This is a genomic window from Pseudomonas brassicacearum (assembly GCF_003732265.1).
Taxonomy (GTDB): domain Bacteria; phylum Pseudomonadota; class Gammaproteobacteria; order Pseudomonadales; family Pseudomonadaceae; genus Aquipseudomonas; species Aquipseudomonas brassicacearum_D.
The window spans coordinates 215379-233139 of record NZ_MOBK01000005.1 but is presented as its reverse complement, the minus strand read 5'-3'; the positions used below and the strand labels follow the sequence as shown (position 1 = coordinate 233139).

11 protein-coding genes are annotated in these 17761 nt (G+C 59.9%); 6 read left to right on the top strand and 5 right to left on the bottom strand.

Features of this window, described 5'->3' with window-relative positions; all coding sequences use genetic code 11:
• Window positions 1-158 precede the first annotated feature (158 nt).
• Entirely contained in the window at window positions 159-2597 is a 2439-nt protein-coding gene (locus BK660_RS12180; protein ID WP_123433505.1) for a Lon protease family protein, read from the bottom strand.
• Window positions 2598-2875: 278 nt separating this feature from the next.
• On the opposite strand from BK660_RS12180, the gene BK660_RS12175 reads away from it, so the two are divergent.
• From BK660_RS12175 to BK660_RS12160, 4 genes are all read left to right on the top strand, one after another.
• Window positions 2876-3364: a DUF3015 domain-containing protein gene (locus BK660_RS12175; RefSeq protein WP_123433504.1), complete on the top strand. Its 489-nt coding sequence runs from the start codon at window positions 2876-2878 to the stop codon at window positions 3362-3364.
• A gap of 92 nt (window positions 3365-3456) precedes the next feature.
• Window positions 3457-5310 carry an Lnb N-terminal periplasmic domain-containing protein gene (locus BK660_RS12170; RefSeq protein ID WP_123433503.1) on the top strand — a complete coding sequence of 618 codons (1854 nt, stop codon included), beginning with the start codon at window positions 3457-3459 and terminating at the stop codon, window positions 5308-5310.
• A 218-nt stretch (window positions 5311-5528) separates the two neighbouring features.
• A complete protein-coding gene (locus tag BK660_RS12165) occupies window positions 5529-5885 on the top strand; it encodes a hypothetical protein (RefSeq protein ID WP_123433502.1) in 357 nt (118 codons plus the stop codon).
• A 70-nt stretch (window positions 5886-5955) separates the two neighbouring features.
• The gene (locus BK660_RS12160; RefSeq protein WP_123433501.1) at window positions 5956-6450 is read left to right on the top strand and encodes a GreA/GreB family elongation factor; all 495 of its coding nucleotides are present in this window, start codon (window positions 5956-5958) and stop codon (window positions 6448-6450) included.
• Window positions 6451-6617: 167 nt separating this feature from the next.
• Here BK660_RS12160 and ettA read toward each other — a convergent pair whose 3' ends face one another.
• Window positions 6618-8282 (bottom strand): energy-dependent translational throttle protein EttA, encoded by a 1665-nt coding sequence (gene ettA / locus BK660_RS12155; RefSeq protein WP_123433500.1) that lies wholly within the window; start codon window positions 8280-8282, stop codon window positions 6618-6620.
• Window positions 8283-8567: 285 nt separating this feature from the next.
• Between ettA and BK660_RS12150 the strand changes: the two genes are divergently transcribed.
• Window positions 8568-12416, top strand: a complete 3849-nt coding sequence (locus BK660_RS12150; protein WP_123433499.1) for a bifunctional diguanylate cyclase/phosphodiesterase — start codon at window positions 8568-8570, stop codon at window positions 12414-12416.
• A gap of 240 nt (window positions 12417-12656) precedes the next feature.
• Entirely contained in the window at window positions 12657-13910 is a 1254-nt protein-coding gene (glyA, locus tag BK660_RS12140) for a serine hydroxymethyltransferase (RefSeq protein WP_123433497.1), read from the top strand.
• Window positions 13911-14329: 419 nt separating this feature from the next.
• Here the strand turns inward: glyA and yjiA are convergent, their stop codons facing one another.
• From yjiA to BK660_RS12125, 3 genes are all read right to left on the bottom strand, one after another.
• On the bottom strand, window positions 14330-15304 hold the full coding sequence (gene yjiA / locus BK660_RS12135; protein WP_123433496.1) for a GTPase: 975 nt from the start codon (window positions 15302-15304) through the stop codon (window positions 14330-14332).
• Window positions 15305-15465: 161 nt separating this feature from the next.
• Window positions 15466-15663: a YbdD/YjiX family protein gene (locus BK660_RS12130; RefSeq protein WP_007895266.1), complete on the bottom strand. Its 198-nt coding sequence runs from the start codon at window positions 15661-15663 to the stop codon at window positions 15466-15468.
• A 15-nt stretch (window positions 15664-15678) separates the two neighbouring features.
• Entirely contained in the window at window positions 15679-17745 is a 2067-nt protein-coding gene (locus BK660_RS12125; RefSeq protein WP_123433495.1) for a carbon starvation CstA family protein, read from the bottom strand.
• Window positions 17746-17761 lie beyond the last annotated feature (16 nt).

The window sequence follows — 17761 nt, the reverse complement described above, 5'->3', positions numbered from 1 at the left end:
GCCAGAGTGATGGCACTTTTTGAATGCAACGCCGAACGAAATGTGGGAGCGGGCTTGCTCGCGAAAGCGGTGTGTCAGTCAACTTACCTGTTGAATGAAGAACCGTATTCGCGAGCAAGCCCGCTCCCACAGTGGGTCGAGGTGACCTCAGGAATGCATCAGGCAGGCTTGGCCTCGACCAACGCTTCCTGCGCCGCTTCTTTCTCGGCTTCCTTGAGGTCTTCCTCGCTGATCATTTCCGCGATCACCCGCAGGCGCTCCACCACCCGCGCATTGACGCTGCCTTCAGGGAATTCGCCATTCTCATCCGGCGCACCCGCCGGCTCGCCGACCAACAGGCTCAGCGCCTCGTCCGCCTGACGCACCGCGTAAACATGGAACTGCCCTGCGCGCACGGCAGCCAGCACCTTCTCGTCGAGCATCAAGGTGGCAACGTTCGCGTGCGGAATGATCGCACCTTGCTTGCCGGTCAGCCCGCGCGCTTCGCAGAGGCGGAAGAAGCCTTCGATCTTCTCGTTGACCCCGCCCACGGCCTGCACTTCGCCGAACTGGTTGATCGAACCGGTGATCGCAAAGCACTGCTTGAGCGGAGTTTTCGACAACGCCGAAATCAACGTACAAGCCTCTCCCAACGACGCACTGTCGCCATCGACATAACCGTAGGATTGCTCCAGGGCGATGCTCGCGGAAATCGCCAGCGGGAATTCCTGGGCGTAACGACTGCCCAGATACCCGGTGAGGATCATCACGCCTTTGGAGTGAATCGGCTGCCCGAGGTTGACCTCGCGCTCGATGTCGACGATGCCGCTGCCGCCCGGATAAACCGTGGCAGAAATCCGCGCCGGCACACCGAAAGCCGAGTCACCGACTTCCAGCACCGTCAGGCCGTTGCACTTGCCGACCGCCGCGCCATCGGTATCAATCAGGATGATTCCGGCCAGCATGTCATCGAGAATCCGCGCCGAGACGCGCCCGGTACGGGTGGCCTTGGCCTTGAGCGCACGCTCGATGTGCCCGGCGTCGGTCATTTCGTCGCCCGCCAGGTGGCGAATGAAATCCGCCTCGCTGACCAGCTGGAACAGATCGCCGATGCGCGCCGACAAACGCCCTTGGTGTTCAGCCAGACGCGCGCTGTATGTGGCCAGACGTGCGACGGCATCTGCCGTCAACGGCGCCATCCCTTCTTCAGAGGTGCGGGTTTTGAGCAACTGGGCGAACTGCTCCAGGCTCTCGTCGACCATCGGGATGTCTTCATCGAAGTCCACCAAGACGCGGAACATCTCCTGGAAGTCCGGATCAAGGTCTTGCAGCGTGTAATACAGCTGACGGGCACCAATGATGATGACTTTGACCGCCAACGGAATGTGTTGCGGCGTCAGGGTCACGGTGGCCAGTCGACCCAGCTCACCCAACGGCGATTCCATTTTCAGCTTGCGCGACTGCAGGGCGCGCTTGAGCGCATCCCAGACGAACGGCTCACTGAGCATTTTTTCCGCTTCAAGGATCAGGAAGCCGCCATTGGCCCGGTGCAAGGCGCCCGGTCGCAGTTGCCGATAGGTCGTGTACATCGCGCCCTGATCGGTGCTGTATTCGATGCGGCCAAACAGGTTTTCGTACGTCGGGTGGGGTTCGAACACCACCGGCGCACCGCCGCTGGCCGTATGCCCGACCACCAGGCTCGGCGCGTATTGCTCTTCCAGCAGTTTGCGGGCAATGGCGTCGGTCTTGCTGTCGTCCACCAGTTGCTCGACCACGGTCTTCAACAGGTAAACCTGCATCGCTTGCAGGTAACCGCAAACGGCTGCGTTCTCGGCGTACTTCTCCGACAACGGCGACAACAGTGGCTGCAAGGCCAGGGTGATGGTTTCTTCGTTGAGGTGGCGCAGTTGATTGCTCGACTCACGCTTCCATTGCGGCAGGCTGGCGAGTTCCTCGTTCAGACGCTCTTCCAGGCCGGAAATATCCTCGTGGAATCGCTCGCGATCGGCTTCCGGCAACTGGGCGAACTCCGCCTCATCCAGCGCCTTGCCTTCGCTCATCGGGGTAAACGCGATGTTGCTGGCGTCGCGATAAAGCGCGACTTCTTTCTCAAGAGCCAGGCGCTCGATGACGTCCAGCGCCTTGTCGTAGCGCTGATTGAAGGCGCGGTCGATAGCGCTTTTCTTCTGCTGGTAGGACGGGTGTTCAAACACCGCCGGAAAGGTCGCCAGCAGGTTATCGATCAAGCCGTTTATGTCGCCGATGAAGGCACCGGCGGTGCCCGACGGCAGTTCCAGGGCGCGCGGCTCGCGCGGTTCATCGAAATTGTTGACGTAGACCCAGTCCGCCGGGGTCTGCAGGCGCTTGCCTTCGGCTTTCAGGTAGCGTTTGACGAACGAGAACCGGCCGGTGCCAGGCTCACCCATGACGAACACGTTGTAACCGGGGCGTGGCATGGCCACACCGAACTGCAAGGCTTCGACCGCACGTTCCTGGCCAAGCACACCGCGGAAGGGCTCCAGATCATTGGTGGTAGAGAAGCTGAACTGTTCAGCGGAAAACGGACGGGTCAGCGCTTCGGGCGCTAGACGCAAGCTGGCAGCAACAGGATCAGGCATCGGGCTTCCTTACATCAGGCGGGGCAGATAGCGGCATTCTGGCGCTGCCCACACCCCACTTGCAAGGCGCGCCTCCTGCCAAAGCATAGACAAACAGCCATCCCCCAGTGGGCCGGGGCCAAATCAATGATTTCGGCAAATGTTTTGCAAAAAATCACGGAACCCCGTGATCGTGCCTAAACTCCAAACTGCGCGGCTGGACTAATAACCGGCCCAATTGGCGCCGACACGGGCCAAAACCCCTTGTCCATCGGTATGCACACTAAGAGAACATAGCTATGAAACGGATTCTTCTCGGTACTCTCTTCACCGTTGTATCCCTCAACGCCATGGCGCAAGCCCCAGGCGGGCCGGATTGCGGTTGGGGCAACATGCTGTTCGAAGGTCAGCGTGGCACCCCGGCTCACTTCATGGCCTCCACCACCAACGGCACCTCCGGCAACGCAACCTTCGGTATGACCTCCGGCACCAACGGCTGCGCAACGAATGCGTCGCTGACCTACGGCGGCAAATCCTGGTTTGCCATGAATGGCATGATGAACGAGCTCTCCGAAGACATGGCCAAAGGTCAGGGCGAAGCGCTGACCACTTACGCCGTGGTACTGGGCGTGGCGCCGGAAGACCGTGCGCATTTCGCCGCCGTCACTCACGAGCACTTCCAGCAAATCTTCAGCAAGGCTGACGTGACCGCTGAAGACGTGCATACCAACACCCTGGCCGTTCTGAAGAGCGATCCGCGTCTGGCCAAGTACGCCACTCAAGCTTAAGCTCGAAGCGCCCGCTCCTTTCGGGGAGCGGATTTATTTTTTTGACCCGTCCCTCCTTGGGTCTTTGTTTTTTTCGACTTAAGTTGCCCACTATGCTCAAACGCCTTGCCTGGCTGGCGCTCTGTGTCTGCGCCCCGCTGTCCGCCGCGCCACACATCGACCCTCAACGTTTGCAGCAACTGGCCAACGACCCCTTCTGGATTTCCCTGGGCCACTACGAAACCGCCAAGCTCGGCGGCTGGCGCAGCTATGTCAGCGACAAGAAATTCTTCCTCGCGCCCGACGGCAACGAGCACCCCGACCACGAATTGGCCGCCACAGTGCAAGCGTTGTACGCCCCGGCCAGTGCCGGCGAGCACCACGCCCAATGCGTTTACCCGGCCCGTACCCGCTGGCTGAAAGCACAGCTCAACCTGAGCGATCTGCCGACACTGGACTGCAGCGAATTCAAGCAATGGTTCAAGGACGTCTCGCCCCACAGTGCGGTGATGATTTTCCCGGCGGCGTATTTGAACAGTCCGTCATCGATGTTCGGCCACACGTTGCTGCGCATCGACCAGGCCGATGTACAGAGCGACCACACGGCCCTGCTCAGTTACGCGATCAACTTCGGCGCCTACATCGAAGGTTCGGACAACAGCATCCTCTATGCCTGGAAAGGCTTGATGGGTGGCTATCCAGGACTGTTCGCACTGGTGCCCTACCAGGAAAAACTCTCGGAATACCGCAGCCTCGAGAACCGTGACTTGTGGGAATACCGGCTGAACCTGACGCAGGAAGAAACTGCACGTATGGTCGAGCACGTCTGGGAGCTGAAGCAGATCAAGTTCGACTATTTTTTCTTCGACGAAAACTGCTCCTACCGCCTTCTGGAATTGCTGCAAGTGGCTCGACCCAGCCTGCGACTGACCGAGCAATTCCCGCTGACTGCGATTCCGACCGACACCGTCAAAGCCGTGAAGGAAGCCGGTCTGGTGCAATCCATTCAATATCGCCCGTCGCGCGAGCGTGAGTTGTTGAGTCGTGCCGAGCCGTTGAACCCTGAAGAACAGCAATGGGTGCTGAAAGTCAGCGCCGATCAGAAGCAGCTACAGGAACCTGCGTTCAAGGCGCAACCCAAGGCTCGCCAGGCGCTGATCATCGATGCGGCCTATCGTCTTGAGCGCTACCGCGCCAATGGCCAGGAACGTGACCCGGCTCGGGCTCAGCGCAGTTTCGAACTGCTGCGGGCGATCAACCAGAACCCGGCACCGGAACTGGACATCCCGCAACCCGGACTGCCCGAGGACGGCCATGAATCCCGCACTTGGCAGGCCGGCCTCGGCACCCGCGGTGACAAGGCGTTTGGCGAGTACGGCTTGCGCATGGCCTATCACGATCTCAACGATAACGCTGAGAGTTTCCCGCTCGGCGCCCAGATTGAAATCCTGCAAATGAAACTGCGCCAGTACGAAGGCAATCACTGGCAATTCCAGCAGCTGGATCTGGCGACGATTCGCTCCCTGACCCCGCGCAACGAGCTGCTGCAACCGCTGTCGTGGCAGGTAACGGGCGGCCTGGAGCGGGTGCCGGGCAAGCATGACGACGAAACCCTGGTCAGCCACGTCAATGGCGGTGGGGGCGGCACCTGGCAACTGGGCGAGGACATGCTCGGTTTTGCGCTGGGCACGGTGCGCGTCGAGCACAACAATGACTTCGCCGAATTCATCGCCCCGGCGGCGGGTTTCAACACCGGTGTGCTATGGAAAAACCCGCTGGGTAATTTCAGCCTGGAGACCAAGGGCGACTTCTTCACCAATGGCGAAGTGCGCCGCAACATCAGTCTGAATCAGCAATGGGAACTGTCGCGCAACCTGGGCCTGCGCCTGAGCGCCCAGCGCGACTTCAGCCACCTCGCCACCCCCGAGAACGAAGTGATGCTTGAAGTGAAGTGGTATCACTATTGACCCGAACCCAGCGCAAAACACTGTAGGAGTGAGCCTGCTCGCGATAGCGGACTGTCATTGAGCATTGATGTCGACTGTCACACCGTCATCGCGAGCAGGCTCACTCATACAAGGGGCTCGGAGTTATCCAACAGATCCATCACAGGCCTTTCACACACGCCTCACGAATCCACTTCTAGACTTCCCTTATAGGCCGTTGCACGGCCCGGGAGCTTGAGATGTGGCGGTGCGTGGCAGTCATAGGTGTGTTGATGTTGATCGCAGGTTGCCAGACAACCCACGAAGAGTTGATCTCCAAGGGTTATCCACCGGCATTCGCCGACGGCTTCGATGACGGTTGCAGCAGTGGCCGGCAAGCCGCCGGGGCAATGAGTGGCGAATTTCGCAAAAACGTCCCGCGCTATCTCAAGGACAAGCAGTACGCCGAAGGCTGGAGCGATGGCTTTCGTCAGTGCCAGGCCATGCTTGAAAACCAGGACCGCGAGGACTATCGCAGCCACCACTGGGATGACCGGGACAAAGCCTGGCAGCAACAGAAAGACCAGGACGCCGCCCGTGCCTATCACTCGCCATGAGTCGTTTGCAGACATCCACCGAAACTAAAAGCCTGCAACCATGGCCCAAACCCTATAACGGGAGAAGACCATGAGCCGGGCATTCGTCAACGAAGATAACGCCGCCGAGCAAGCCGATCAGCCGGTTGAACGGCAGGTCAGCACGCAACCCAACTACGTCACGCCGGCGGGGCTTGCGCAGTTGCAGGTAAAAGTCGCCGAGGTGCAAAACCTGATCAATGAACAGAGCGCCAAAGGTGATCTGGCCGACAAACAGCGCCAGGCCGACCTTGAGCGTGACTGGCGGTATTTCAATCAGCGCCTGCAAAGCGCTCAGCTGGTCGTGCCGGCCTCCTCGACCCACAAGGTACAGATTGGTGCCTGGGTGACCTTTGCCGATGAACAGGGCAACGAGCAGCGTGTGCAGTTGGTGGGTGAGGATCAGGCGGATGCGGCCAGCGGGTTGATCAATTGGGGCTCGCCGTTGGGGCGGGCGTTGCTGGGTGCGCAGGTGGGGGATGAGGTGGTGTGGAAGCGGCCGGTTGGGGATTTGGTGATTGAGGTTTTGCAGATAGATATTGAGTGACCATCAGGCCGCCTTCGCGAGCAAGCCCGCTCCCACATTGGGCTTGTGAACGCCACAGATCAAATGTGGGAGCGGGCTTGCTCGCGAAAGTCGCACCACGGTGTCACTGAATGCCCATAAAAAAACGGAGCCCCGAAGGCTCCGTTTTTCATGCAACCAACCCGATATCAGGCCAGTTTCTTGTGCCGTACACGATGCGGCTGGGTAGCCGCTTCGCCGAGGCGCTTGCGGCGGTCGGCTTCGTATTCGGTGTAGTTACCTTCGAAGAACACCGCTTGCGAGTCGTCTTCGTACGCCAGGATGTGGGTCGCGACGCGGTCAAGGAACCACCGATCGTGAGAGATCACAATGGCGGCGCCCGGGAAGTCCAGCAGGGCTTCTTCCAGGGAACGCAGGGTTTCAACGTCGAGGTCGTTGGACGGTTCGTCGAGCAGCAGGACGTTGCCGCCCTCCTTCAGGGTCAGGGCCAGGTGCAAGCGACCGCGCTCACCACCGGACAGGTCCTTGACGAACTTCTGCTGATCGCCGCCCTTGAAGTTGAAGCGACCGACGTAAGTACGCGACGGGATCTCGTAGTTGCCGATGCGGATCTGGTCGGAACCGTCGGAGATTTGCTGGAACACAGTCTTGCTGCCGTCCAGGTCTTCGCGGCTCTGATCGACGCACGCCAGTTGCACGGTTTCGCCGACTTCGATGCTGCCCGAATCCGGTTGTTCCTTGCCCATCAGCATGCGGAACAGGGTCGATTTACCGGCACCGTTACCGCCGATCACGCCAACGATGGCGCCTTTAGGCATGGAGAACGACAGGTTGTCGATCAACACGCGATCGCCATAACCCTTGGAGACGTTCTTGAATTCGATGACCTTGTCGCCCAGGCGTGGACCGGCCGGGATGTAGATCTCGTTGGTTTCGCTGCGCTTCTGGAATTCCTGCGATTGCATTTCTTCGAAGCGTTGCAGACGTGCCTTGGATTTCGACTGGCGGGCCTTGGCGCCTTTGCGCACCCACTCCAGTTCTTCCTTCATGGCTTTTTCGTGAGCCGATTGCTGCTTGGATTCAGCGGCCAGACGATCGGACTTGGCTTCAAGCCAACCCGAATAGTTGCCCTCGTACGGAATACCGGCGCCGCGGTCGAGTTCCAGAATCCAGCCGGCAACGTTGTCCAGGAAGTAACGGTCGTGCGTGATCGCTACCACGGTGCCCGGGAAGTCGTGCAGGAAGTGCTCCAGCCAGGCGACGGAATCGGCGTCCAGGTGGTTGGTTGGTTCGTCGAGCAGCAGCATGTCTGGGGCCGACAGCAACAAGCGGCACAGGGCCACACGACGCTTTTCACCACCGGACAGGAATTCGACCTTGGCATCCCACGCTGGCAGGCGCAGCGCATCGGCGGCGACTTCCAGTTGGCGATCCAGGTTATGACCGTCGCTGGCTTGCAGGATGGCTTCGAGCTTGGCCTGTTCTGCCGCCAGTTTGTCGAAGTCGGCATCTTCTTCAGCGTAAGCCGCGTAGACCTCGTCCAGGCGCGCCTGGGCGTTCTTGATCACGCTGACCGCTTCCTCGACCACTTCACGCACGGTCTTGGTCGGGTCCAGGATCGGTTCCTGTGGCAGGTAGCCGATGTTCAGCTCCGGCATCGGACGGGCTTCGCCCTCGAACTCGGTGTCAACGCCGGCCATGATTTTCAGCAGCGTGGACTTACCCGAACCGTTGAGGCCGAGTACGCCGATCTTGGCGCCAGGGAAGAACGACAGAGAAATGTTTTTCAGGATTTCCCGCTTCGGCGGAACAACTTTGCCCAGCCGATGCATGGTGAAGACGTATTGAGCCATGGAGAACCTTGGGTCAGTGACAGATGAATGATTGGAGCGCAGGCGAAGCCTGGCCAGACCGTGCGCGTCGTCCAGATGATAGCTATCAATCCGTGCGCGCTGAAAAAGTCTGATTTTAGGAGCTGGAACGCTCCCGCGTAACCGGCAAAGCTACCTGAATGACGGAAGGCAGTCCAGCCGACAGGGACTGGCACTTCGCCACAACTCAAGGCATGCTAGCCGCCCTTCGGGCGTCAGGCTTATAGTGCACGTCGCGCCAGTCCAGTCAAACCGCAGGATTCCAGTTTGCCTAATGCCACTCCGCCCGTTTCCGTGAGCGCCCCCAGTCCTGCGACCGGCTCGCCCCTGCGCGGAACCTTGAAAGGCGCACTGGCCACCCTCGTCCTGTTGCTGCTCGCGCTGCTGTTCTGGCAGTTGCTCGATCAACTCGGCGAAACCCAGAAACACCAGCGCCAATACACCATCGACTACACCGCCGACCTGGCCGCGCAAGTCAGCCTGAACATGGCGCTCAACGCCCAGATCGCTCTCAACCTGCTACCGATCGTCGAACAACCGCAAAGCGCCGACGAACAACAGGCGTTGCTGCGCAAACTGCAACAGTCATTGCCCGAGCTGCGCAGCCTGGCGTTGCTCAGCCCCTCCGGAAAAATCATCAGCGACAGCGCCGCCGACAGTCAGGACGCCGACTACCTGAGTGATCTGGTGCGGCGCAGTCACGCCCAGGCGCACTATTTCAGTAATGCCGATGACGGTTCCGTGGTGCATCTTCTATTGCATCAGGCCAGCGGCAGCACCCGAGGCTATTGGGCCCTGCGCCTGGCACCGACCTTTTTCTCGGCGTTGACCAAACAAAACGAAGCCGGCATCCGCCCGCTGTGGCTGGTGGAGAACCGGGTCAATCGCCAGATCATCAGCCGCGATGACGCGTTGCCCTCCAGCACACCGGCCGTGCTGACGCCGGATGAACTGGCCAGCAGTGTGCTGACCGTTCCCTTGAGCAGCAGCGACTGGCAACTGCGCGGATTGTTCGATCGGCAACGCGTGCTCGAAGACCTGCTGCCGGCCTTTATCGGCAAATGCCTGTTGGGCCTGGCACTCTCGTTGCTGCCTTTCATTGCGCTGCTGAACATGCGCCGGCGTCAACGCCAGGTGCACGAAGGCCGTCGACGCTATCAGGACATTTTTGAAGGCACCGGTGTTGCCCTCTGCGTGCTCGACGTTTCCGGGCTCAAGGGCGTTTTCGACAAAACGCACCTGCACAGCAACGAACAGCTACAGGCCTGGCTCGAGGCCCCGGAACAACGTCGGCAATTGCTTCGGGAGTTGCGCATCACCGAAGTCAACCAGGTTGCCCTGCAACTGCTTAACGTCAATTCCTGCGATCAAGCCTGGAACCTGCTGATCGATGGCAATCCGCTGGACGGCACGGCCATCGGCTATCAAGTGCTGGAGGCGGTGCTCAACCAGCAAAACCAGCTTGAGCTGGAAATCAAATTGCAGGGCGCCAATGAGCGCGATCAGCATTTGTGGCTGGTACTGCGCCTGCCCGCCGATCAGGACGACTATAAAGCGGTGATCCTGAGCATCACCGACATCACCAGCCGCAAGCTGATCGAGCTGTCGTTGCTGGAGCGTGAAGGGTTCTGGTCCGATGTGGTGCGCACCGTGCCGGATCACCTGTACGTGCAGGACGTGATCAGCCAGCGGATGATTTTCAGTAACCACCACTTGGGCCAGACCCTGGGTTACGACCGAACAGAACTGCATCAAATGGGTGAGTATTTCTGGGAAATCCTGCTACACCCCGAAGACGCCGATTTCTACCACCGTTCGCGCCAGACCCAGCGCCAGGCCGGTTACAGCCAATTGATGCAGTGCCAGCTGCGCTTCCGTCATCGCGACGGCAAATGGCGGCGGTTCGAGATTCGCGAACAGGCCCTGGCACGGGACAAGCACAATCAGGTCACACGCATCATTGGCGTGGCCAAGGACATCACTGATCAGATCGAAGCCAGCGAATCGTTGCGCGACAGCGAGCAGCGCTACCGGATGCTCGCCGAAAGCATCAGTGACGTGATTTTCTCCACCGACAGCAAGCTGTCGCTCAACTACGTCAGTCCCTCGGTGCAAGCCGTGCTGGGTTATGACGCGGAATGGATCTTCCAGAACGGCTGGCAATCGATCGTCGCCAACCCGCAACAATTGAGCGGCATCTTCACCCTGATGGACCGTGTCAGCAAAGCGCTGGATAAACCCGAGCAACTGGCGCTGCTACGCAGCCAGGTGCAGACCCAACTGTTCCTGTTCGATTGTCTGCGGGCCGACGGCCGCAAGATTCCCATCGAGCTGCGGCTGGTGCTGGTCTGGGACGAACATGGTGCGTTCGAAGGCGTACTCGGTGTCGGTCGCGACATCAGCCAGCAGCGCCGCGCCGAGAAAGATTTGCGCATGGCGGCAACGGTATTTGAGCACTCGACCTCGGCAATTCTGATCACCGACCCTGCCGGTTATATCGTTCAGGCCAACGAAGCATTCAGTCGCGTCAGCGGTTACGCCGTGGAACAGGTGCTCGACCAGTTGCCGAGCATGCTGACCGTCGACGAGCAGCAGGAAGCGCATCTGCGCTATGTGCTCAAGCAACTTCATCAGAACAACACCTGGGAAGGTGAAGTCTGGCTCAAGCGCCGCAACGGCGAACATTACCCCGCCTGGGTCGGCATCACGGCGGTCCTCGACGACGAAGGCGACCTGGCCAGCTATGTGTGCTTCTTCAGCGACATCAGCGAACGCAAGGCCAGTGAACAGCGGATTCACCGCCTCGCCTACTACGACGCCCTGACCCACCTGCCCAACCGCACGCTGTTCCAGGATCGCCTGCACACGGCGCTGCAATCGGCGGAACGACAGAAGTCGTGGGTGGTGCTGATGTTCCTCGACCTCGACCGTTTCAAACCGATCAACGACTCCCTCGGTCACGCTGCCGGCGACCGCATGCTCAAGGAAATGGCCACGCGCCTGCTCGGCTGCGTCGACGATGACGACACCGTGGCACGCATGGGCGGCGATGAGTTCACGTTGCTGCTGCAGCCGAAGGTCAACCGTGAAGTCGCCCTGAACCGGGCGATTCACGTGGCGGAACAGATTCTCGCCAGCCTGGTGAAACCGTTTGTGCTGGAAGGTCGCGAGTTCTTCGTCACGGCCAGTATCGGCATCGCCCTGAGCCCGCAGGACGGCAACGAACTCAGTCAGTTGATGAAGAACGCCGACACGGCGATGTACCACGCCAAGGAACGCGGCAAGAACAACTTCCAGTTTTATCAGGCGGACATGAACGCCAGCGCCCTGGAACGCCTGGAACTGGAAAGCGACTTGCGCCACGCCTTGGAACAGAACGAATTCGTGCTGTATTACCAACCGCAGTTCAGCGGCGATGGCAAACGCCTGACCGGTGCCGAAGCCTTGCTGCGCTGGCGTCATCCGCGACGCGGACTGGTGCCGCCGGGGGACTTCATTCCGGTGCTCGAAGAGCTCGGCCTGGTGGTGGATGTCGGCGACTGGGTGATCGGCGAAGCGTGCCGTCAGCTCAAGACCTGGCACCAGACCAAGGTGCGCGTGCCGAAGGTGTCGGTGAACATCTCGGCGCGGCAGTTCTCCGACGGCCAGTTGGGCACGCGGATCGCCAATATCCTCAAGGAAACCGGTCTGCCGCCGGCGTGCCTGGAGCTGGAACTGACCGAAAGTATCCTGATGCGCGAAGTCAGCGAGGCGATGCAGATGCTTGCCGGGTTGAAAAACCTCGGCCTGAGCATCGCGGTCGACGACTTCGGCACCGGTTATTCATCGCTCAACTACCTCAAGCAATTTCCGATCGACGTGCTGAAAATCGACCGCACGTTTGTCGATGGCCTGCCGTCCGGTGAACAGGATGCGCAAATTGCCCGGGCGATCATCGCCATGGCTCACAGCCTGAACCTGGCGGTAATCGCTGAGGGCGTGGAAACCCACGAACAACTCGACTTCCTGCGTGAGCATGGGTGCGATGAGGTTCAGGGGTATCTGTTCGGCCGGCCGATGCCGCCTGCCCGGTTTGAGGCGCAGTTCAGCAATGATGCGCTGTTCATGTTCGACTGAGATTTTGTGGTGCGGCGACCGGCCCCTTCGCGAGCAAGCCCGCTCCCACATTTAATCGCATTCTCCAGTGAGAACTCGGTTGAATGTGGGAGCGGGCTTGCTCGCGAAGGGGCCCTGACAGGCACCGCATATCTGGTCATGAAGCCCACTTGTCTGCGACATGATCTCCTTTCATATGCCATCTAAAAGCGGTTGGGTTAGAATGCCCCCCTTTTCTGCCCCCGATCCTTGAGGACCGCCATGTTCAGCCGTGATTTGACTATTGCCAAGTACGACGCCGATCTTTTTGCCGCCATGGAGCAAGAAGCTCAGCGCCAGGAAGAACACATCGAGCTGATCGCTTCGGAAAACTACACCAGCCCAGCGGTGATGGAAGCTCAAGGCTCGGTACTGACCAACAAGTACGCCGAAGGCTACCCGGGCAAGCGCTACTACGGTGGTTGCGAGTTCGTTGACATCGTCGAGCAGCTTGCAATTGATCGAGCCAAGGAACTGTTCGGCGCCGATTACGCCAACGTTCAGCCACACGCCGGTTCCCAAGCCAACAGCGCCGTTTACCTGGCCCTGCTGTCGGCTGGCGACACCATCCTGGGCATGAGCCTGGCACACGGTGGTCACCTGACCCACGGCGCCAGCGTTTCGTCCTCCGGCAAGCTGTACAACGCCATCCAGTACGGCATCGATGCCAACGGCCTGATCGACTACGACGAAGTCGAGCGTCTGGCGGTTGAGCACAAGCCGAAAATGATCGTGGCCGGTTTCTCTGCCTACTCGCAGATTCTGGACTTCCCGCGCTTTCGCGAGATCGCTGACAAAGTCGGCGCTTATCTCTTTGTTGATATGGCTCACGTTGCGGGGCTGGTCGCCGCTGGCGTCTACCCGAACCCGGTGCCATTCGCTGACGTCGTGACCACCACCACGCACAAGACCCTGCGCGGTCCACGTGGCGGCCTGATCCTGGCTCGCGCCAACGCCGACATCGAGAAGAAGCTGAACTCCGCGGTATTCCCGGGCGCCCAAGGCGGCCCGCTGGAGCACGTGATCGCCGCTAAAGCGATCTGCTTCAAGGAAGCCCTGCAGCCTGAGTTCAAGACCTACCAGCAACAAGTGGTGAAAAACGCCAAGGCCATGGCCGGCGTATTCATCGAGCGCGGTTTTGACGTGGTTTCCGGCGGTACCGAAAACCACCTGTTCCTGCTGTCGCTGATCAAGCAGGAAATCTCCGGTAAAGACGCCGACGCCGCTCTGGGCAAAGCGTTCATCACCGTGAACAAGAACTCCGTGCCAAACGACCCACGCTCCCCGTTCGTCACCTCCGGCCTGCGCTTTGGCACTCCGGCCGTGACCACTCGCGGCTTCAAGGAAGCAGAGTGCAAGGAACTGGCCGGCTGGATCTGCGACATCCTGGCTGACCTGAACAACGAAGCGGTGATCGACGCCGTTCGTGAGAAGGTCAAGGCCATCTGCAAGAAGTTGCCGGTATACGGCGCTTAATTGCACCGCTAGACCCGCAGCATGAAAACCGGCCAGCGATGGCCGGTTTTTTTTCGCCCGTGATTTTTTTCTACGGGCAGGGAATGTCCCTTTGGCGCATTTTTTGGACAGCCTGATGCCACTGACAGCGCTGGCAATTGCGCAGGTTGATGGATGGCTGGCGGGTTGTTGCGACTGACAGGTACATCAGGGGATTTGGGGGGGCCGTGGAGCGTAGGGATGAGGTGAAGGCGGTCGCCTTGCTGAGCCAGCATCTGGATCATTTGGAAGGGGCATTGCTGAGCTTAGGACCAACGCTCAGTCAGAATCGTGTTGCCGGTCAGGCCGCCTTCGCGAGCAAGCCCGCTCCCACAAGGGAATGCATTCCAAATGTGGGAGCGAGCCTGCTCGCGAAGAGGCCCTATCAGCCACCGAAAATATCAGGCCTGCGCCGCCACCCGCGCAAACCCCTCACGAATCTTCTCTTCCGGCAAATCATCGGCAATAAACACGATCACGCTTTCCCGCGCTTCGCCCTCCGCCCATTCCGTGTCCCAGTCGAATCCGTACAACTTCAGAACCCCCTGGAACACCATGCGTCGCGGCTCGCCGGCAATGTTCAACACGCCTTTGTAGCGCAGCAACTGCTTGCCATGGTCTTCCAGCAGTTCGTTCATGAACTCGCTGAGCTTGTCGATATCCAGCGGTTGGTCGGTACGCAGCACCAGGCTGGAGATACGGTCAATGGACGGTGCTTTGCTGACCGGACGCAAACTCACGCCACCGCCGAGGTCGGCATTCAGGTTAAAGCCGCGCACGTCGAGCAATTCGGCCAGGTCGATCTGGCCGTGATCGACCACGCGGATCGGTGCACGTCGGTTGATGCGGGTCAGGCGCTCACTCAGTGCGGTAAACGTCGGCTCGTCCACCAGATCGCGCTTGCTCAGCAGCAAGCGGTCGGCGAAACCGATTTGCGCCTGGGCAATGGTTTGGGTCAGGTGAGTCTCGGCGTGCGCGGCGTCCACCAGAGTGATGATGCCGTCGAGGATGTAGCGCTCGCGCAACTCTTCATCGATGAAGAAGGTTTGCGCCACCGGCGCCGGATCGGCAAGGCCGGTGCATTCGATCACCAGACGGTCGAAGGCGATGTCGCCGCTGTCCAGGCGTTCGAGCAACAGGTACAGCGCTTTGGTCAGGTCCGTGTGGATGGTGCAGCAGACGCAGCCGTTGGACAGGGTCATGACTTGGACCGGCTCGTCGCCCAACAGCTGGGTGTCGATACCGGCATCACTGAATTCGTTTTCGATCACGGCGATTTTCAGCCCGTGCTCGGCTTTGAGCAGGTGGCGCAACAGCGTGGTTTTGCCGGCGCCGAGGAAGCCGCTGAGGATTGTTACCGGGATGGGAGAGGACAAACGGTTTCTCCTGTTTTACAGAGTTAAAAAACAACACAAAACAAATGTGGGAGCGGGCTTGCTCGCGAAAGCGGTATGTCATTCAACATTGATGTCGACTGACACGGCCTCTTCGCGAGCAAGCCCGCTCCCACAGGGATTGCATCAACCTCGCTGTCGGATCAACAGCACTTCGGCCCACCCTTGCCACCGTAACGAGCTTCCTGGCGTTCGCGGAAGAACATCTCATAGCTCATCACCGGTTTGTCCGGGTGTTTGGTTTGCATATGCTCGACGTAGTTGTCGTAGTCGGGCATGCCGACCATCAGGCGCGCGGCCTGACCGAGGTATTTACCGAGGCGACTCAGGTCATTGAACATGTTTGCAATCCTCGATTACGCGTCTGGCAGGGCCTGGAATGGCGCTTCTTTATCCGTACGCTCTTTCGTACCCCAGGAGGCAATGCCGACCTTGAGTGCGTAGAACAGGATACTGAAGACCACGAACAGGAACAGCGCCGTCAGCGTTGCGTTGGTGTAGGCATTGAAGATCACGTGCTGCATCTGCGTAATGTCCTTGGCCGGGGCGAGGAGCTGACCGTTGGCCAGCGCATCGCTGTATTTCTTCGCCAGCGACAGGAAGCCGATCGCCGGGTTGGCGTCGAACAGTTTGATGAAGCCTGCGGTCACGGTGCAGATCAGCAGCCAGACCGCCGGCAGCATGGTCACCCAGATGTAGCGCTGGCGCTTCATTTTGATCAGCACAACCGTTGCCAACATCAGCGCGATACCGGCCAGCATCTGGTTGGAGATACCGAACAGCGGCCACAAGGTATTAATGCCGCCCAGAGGATCAATCACGCCCTGGTACAGCAACCAGCCCCACATCGCCACGCAACCCGCGGTGGCGATCAGGTTGGCGGTCCAGGATTCGGTCCGCTTCAGCGCCGGCACGAAGGAGCCGAGCAAATCCTGAAGCATGAAGCGACCGGCACGGGTACCGGCATCAACCGCCGTCAGGATGAACAGTGCTTCGAACAGGATCGCGAAGTGGTACCAGAACGCCATGGTGTTTTCACCCGGCAGGACACTGTGCAGGATCTGCGCGATACCCACCGCCAGGGTCGGCGCACCGCCGGCACGGGCCAGGATAGTGGTTTCGCCGATGTCATGGGCCACCGCTTGCAGGGCTTCCGGGGTAATCGCAAAACCCCAGCTGCTGACGGTTTGCGCGACCGCCACGATGTCACCACCGACGACAGCAGCCGGGCTGTTCATCGCAAAGTACACGCCCGGCTCGATCACCGAGGCGGCAACCATGGCCATGATGGCAACGAAGGATTCCATCAACATCGCGCCGTAACCGATGTAACGGGAATTGACTTCGTTATCCAGCAACTTCGGCGTGGTGCCGGAAGAGATCAACGCGTGGAAACCCGAGACCGCGCCGCAGGCAATGGTAATGAACAGGAACGGGAACAACCCGCCCTTCCACACCGGCCCGGTGCCGTCGATGAACTGGGTCAGCGCCGGCATTTTCAGCTCGGGCATGGTCACCAGAATGCCGATTGCCAAGGCGACGATGGTGCCGATTTTCAGGAACGTCGACAGGTAGTCACGCGGCGCCAGGATCAGCCACACCGGCAATACCGCGGCTACAAAACCGTAGCCGATCAGCATCCAGGTAATTTGAATCCCGGTGAAGCTGAACGCCTTGGCCCACACCGGATCAGCCGCAATCTGCCCACCGAGCCAGATCGAACCGAGCAGCAACGCCACGCCGACCACGGAGATTTCACCAATGCGACCCGGGCGGATGTAGCGCATGTAGATGCCCATGAACATCGCAATCGGGATGGTCGCCATCACCGTGAAAATGCCCCACGGACTTTCGGCCAGGGCTTTCACCACGATCAGCGCCAGCACCGCAAGGATGATGATCATGATCAGGAAGCAGCCAAACAGCGCGATGGTGCCGGGGATGCGGCCCATTTCTTCACGGACCATGTCGCCCAGGGACCGGCCATTGCGGCGGGTCGACATGAACAACACCATGAAGTCCTGAACGGCACCGGCCAGCACTACGCCAGCAATCAGCCACAATGTGCCGGGCAGATACCCCATCTGCGCCGCCAACACCGGCCCGACCAGCGGCCCCGCGCCAGCGATGGCCGCGAAGTGGTGCCCGAAGAGGATGTGCTTGTTGGTTGGAACGTAGTCCAGACCGTCATTATTGAGTACGGCGGGAGTAGCCCGTCGCGGGTCGAGTTGCATCACATTGTTCGCGATGAACAGACTGTAGTAGCGATACGCGACCAGATAAATGGCCACGGCAGCGACCACAATCCACAAGGCGTTGATCGCCTCACCACGGCGCAATGCCACCACACCCAGGGCGCACGCACCGACGATTGCCAGCAGCAGCCAGGGTAAATGGCGTAGCAGGCTATTATTATTTTTCATTTTATGATTCCAGCCA

Coding starts and splice junctions, on each gene's coding strand:
- BK660_RS12170 (WP_123433503.1), top strand. CDS start 3,457: ATGCTCAAACGCCTTGCCTGGCTGGCGCTCTGTGTCTGCGCCCCGCTG.
- ettA (WP_123433500.1), bottom strand. CDS start 8,282: ATGGCTCAATACGTCTTCACCATGCATCGGCTGGGCAAAGTTGTTCCG.
- BK660_RS12180 (WP_123433505.1), bottom strand. CDS start 2,597: ATGCCTGATCCTGTTGCTGCCAGCTTGCGTCTAGCGCCCGAAGCGCTG.
- BK660_RS12125 (WP_123433495.1), bottom strand. CDS start 17,745: ATGAAAAATAATAATAGCCTGCTACGCCATTTACCCTGGCTGCTGCTG.
- BK660_RS12175 (WP_123433504.1), top strand. CDS start 2,876: ATGAAACGGATTCTTCTCGGTACTCTCTTCACCGTTGTATCCCTCAAC.
- glyA (WP_123433497.1), top strand. CDS start 12,657: ATGTTCAGCCGTGATTTGACTATTGCCAAGTACGACGCCGATCTTTTT.
- BK660_RS12165 (WP_123433502.1), top strand. CDS start 5,529: ATGTGGCGGTGCGTGGCAGTCATAGGTGTGTTGATGTTGATCGCAGGT.
- BK660_RS12130 (WP_007895266.1), bottom strand. CDS start 15,663: ATGTTCAATGACCTGAGTCGCCTCGGTAAATACCTCGGTCAGGCCGCG.
- BK660_RS12160 (WP_123433501.1), top strand. CDS start 5,956: ATGAGCCGGGCATTCGTCAACGAAGATAACGCCGCCGAGCAAGCCGAT.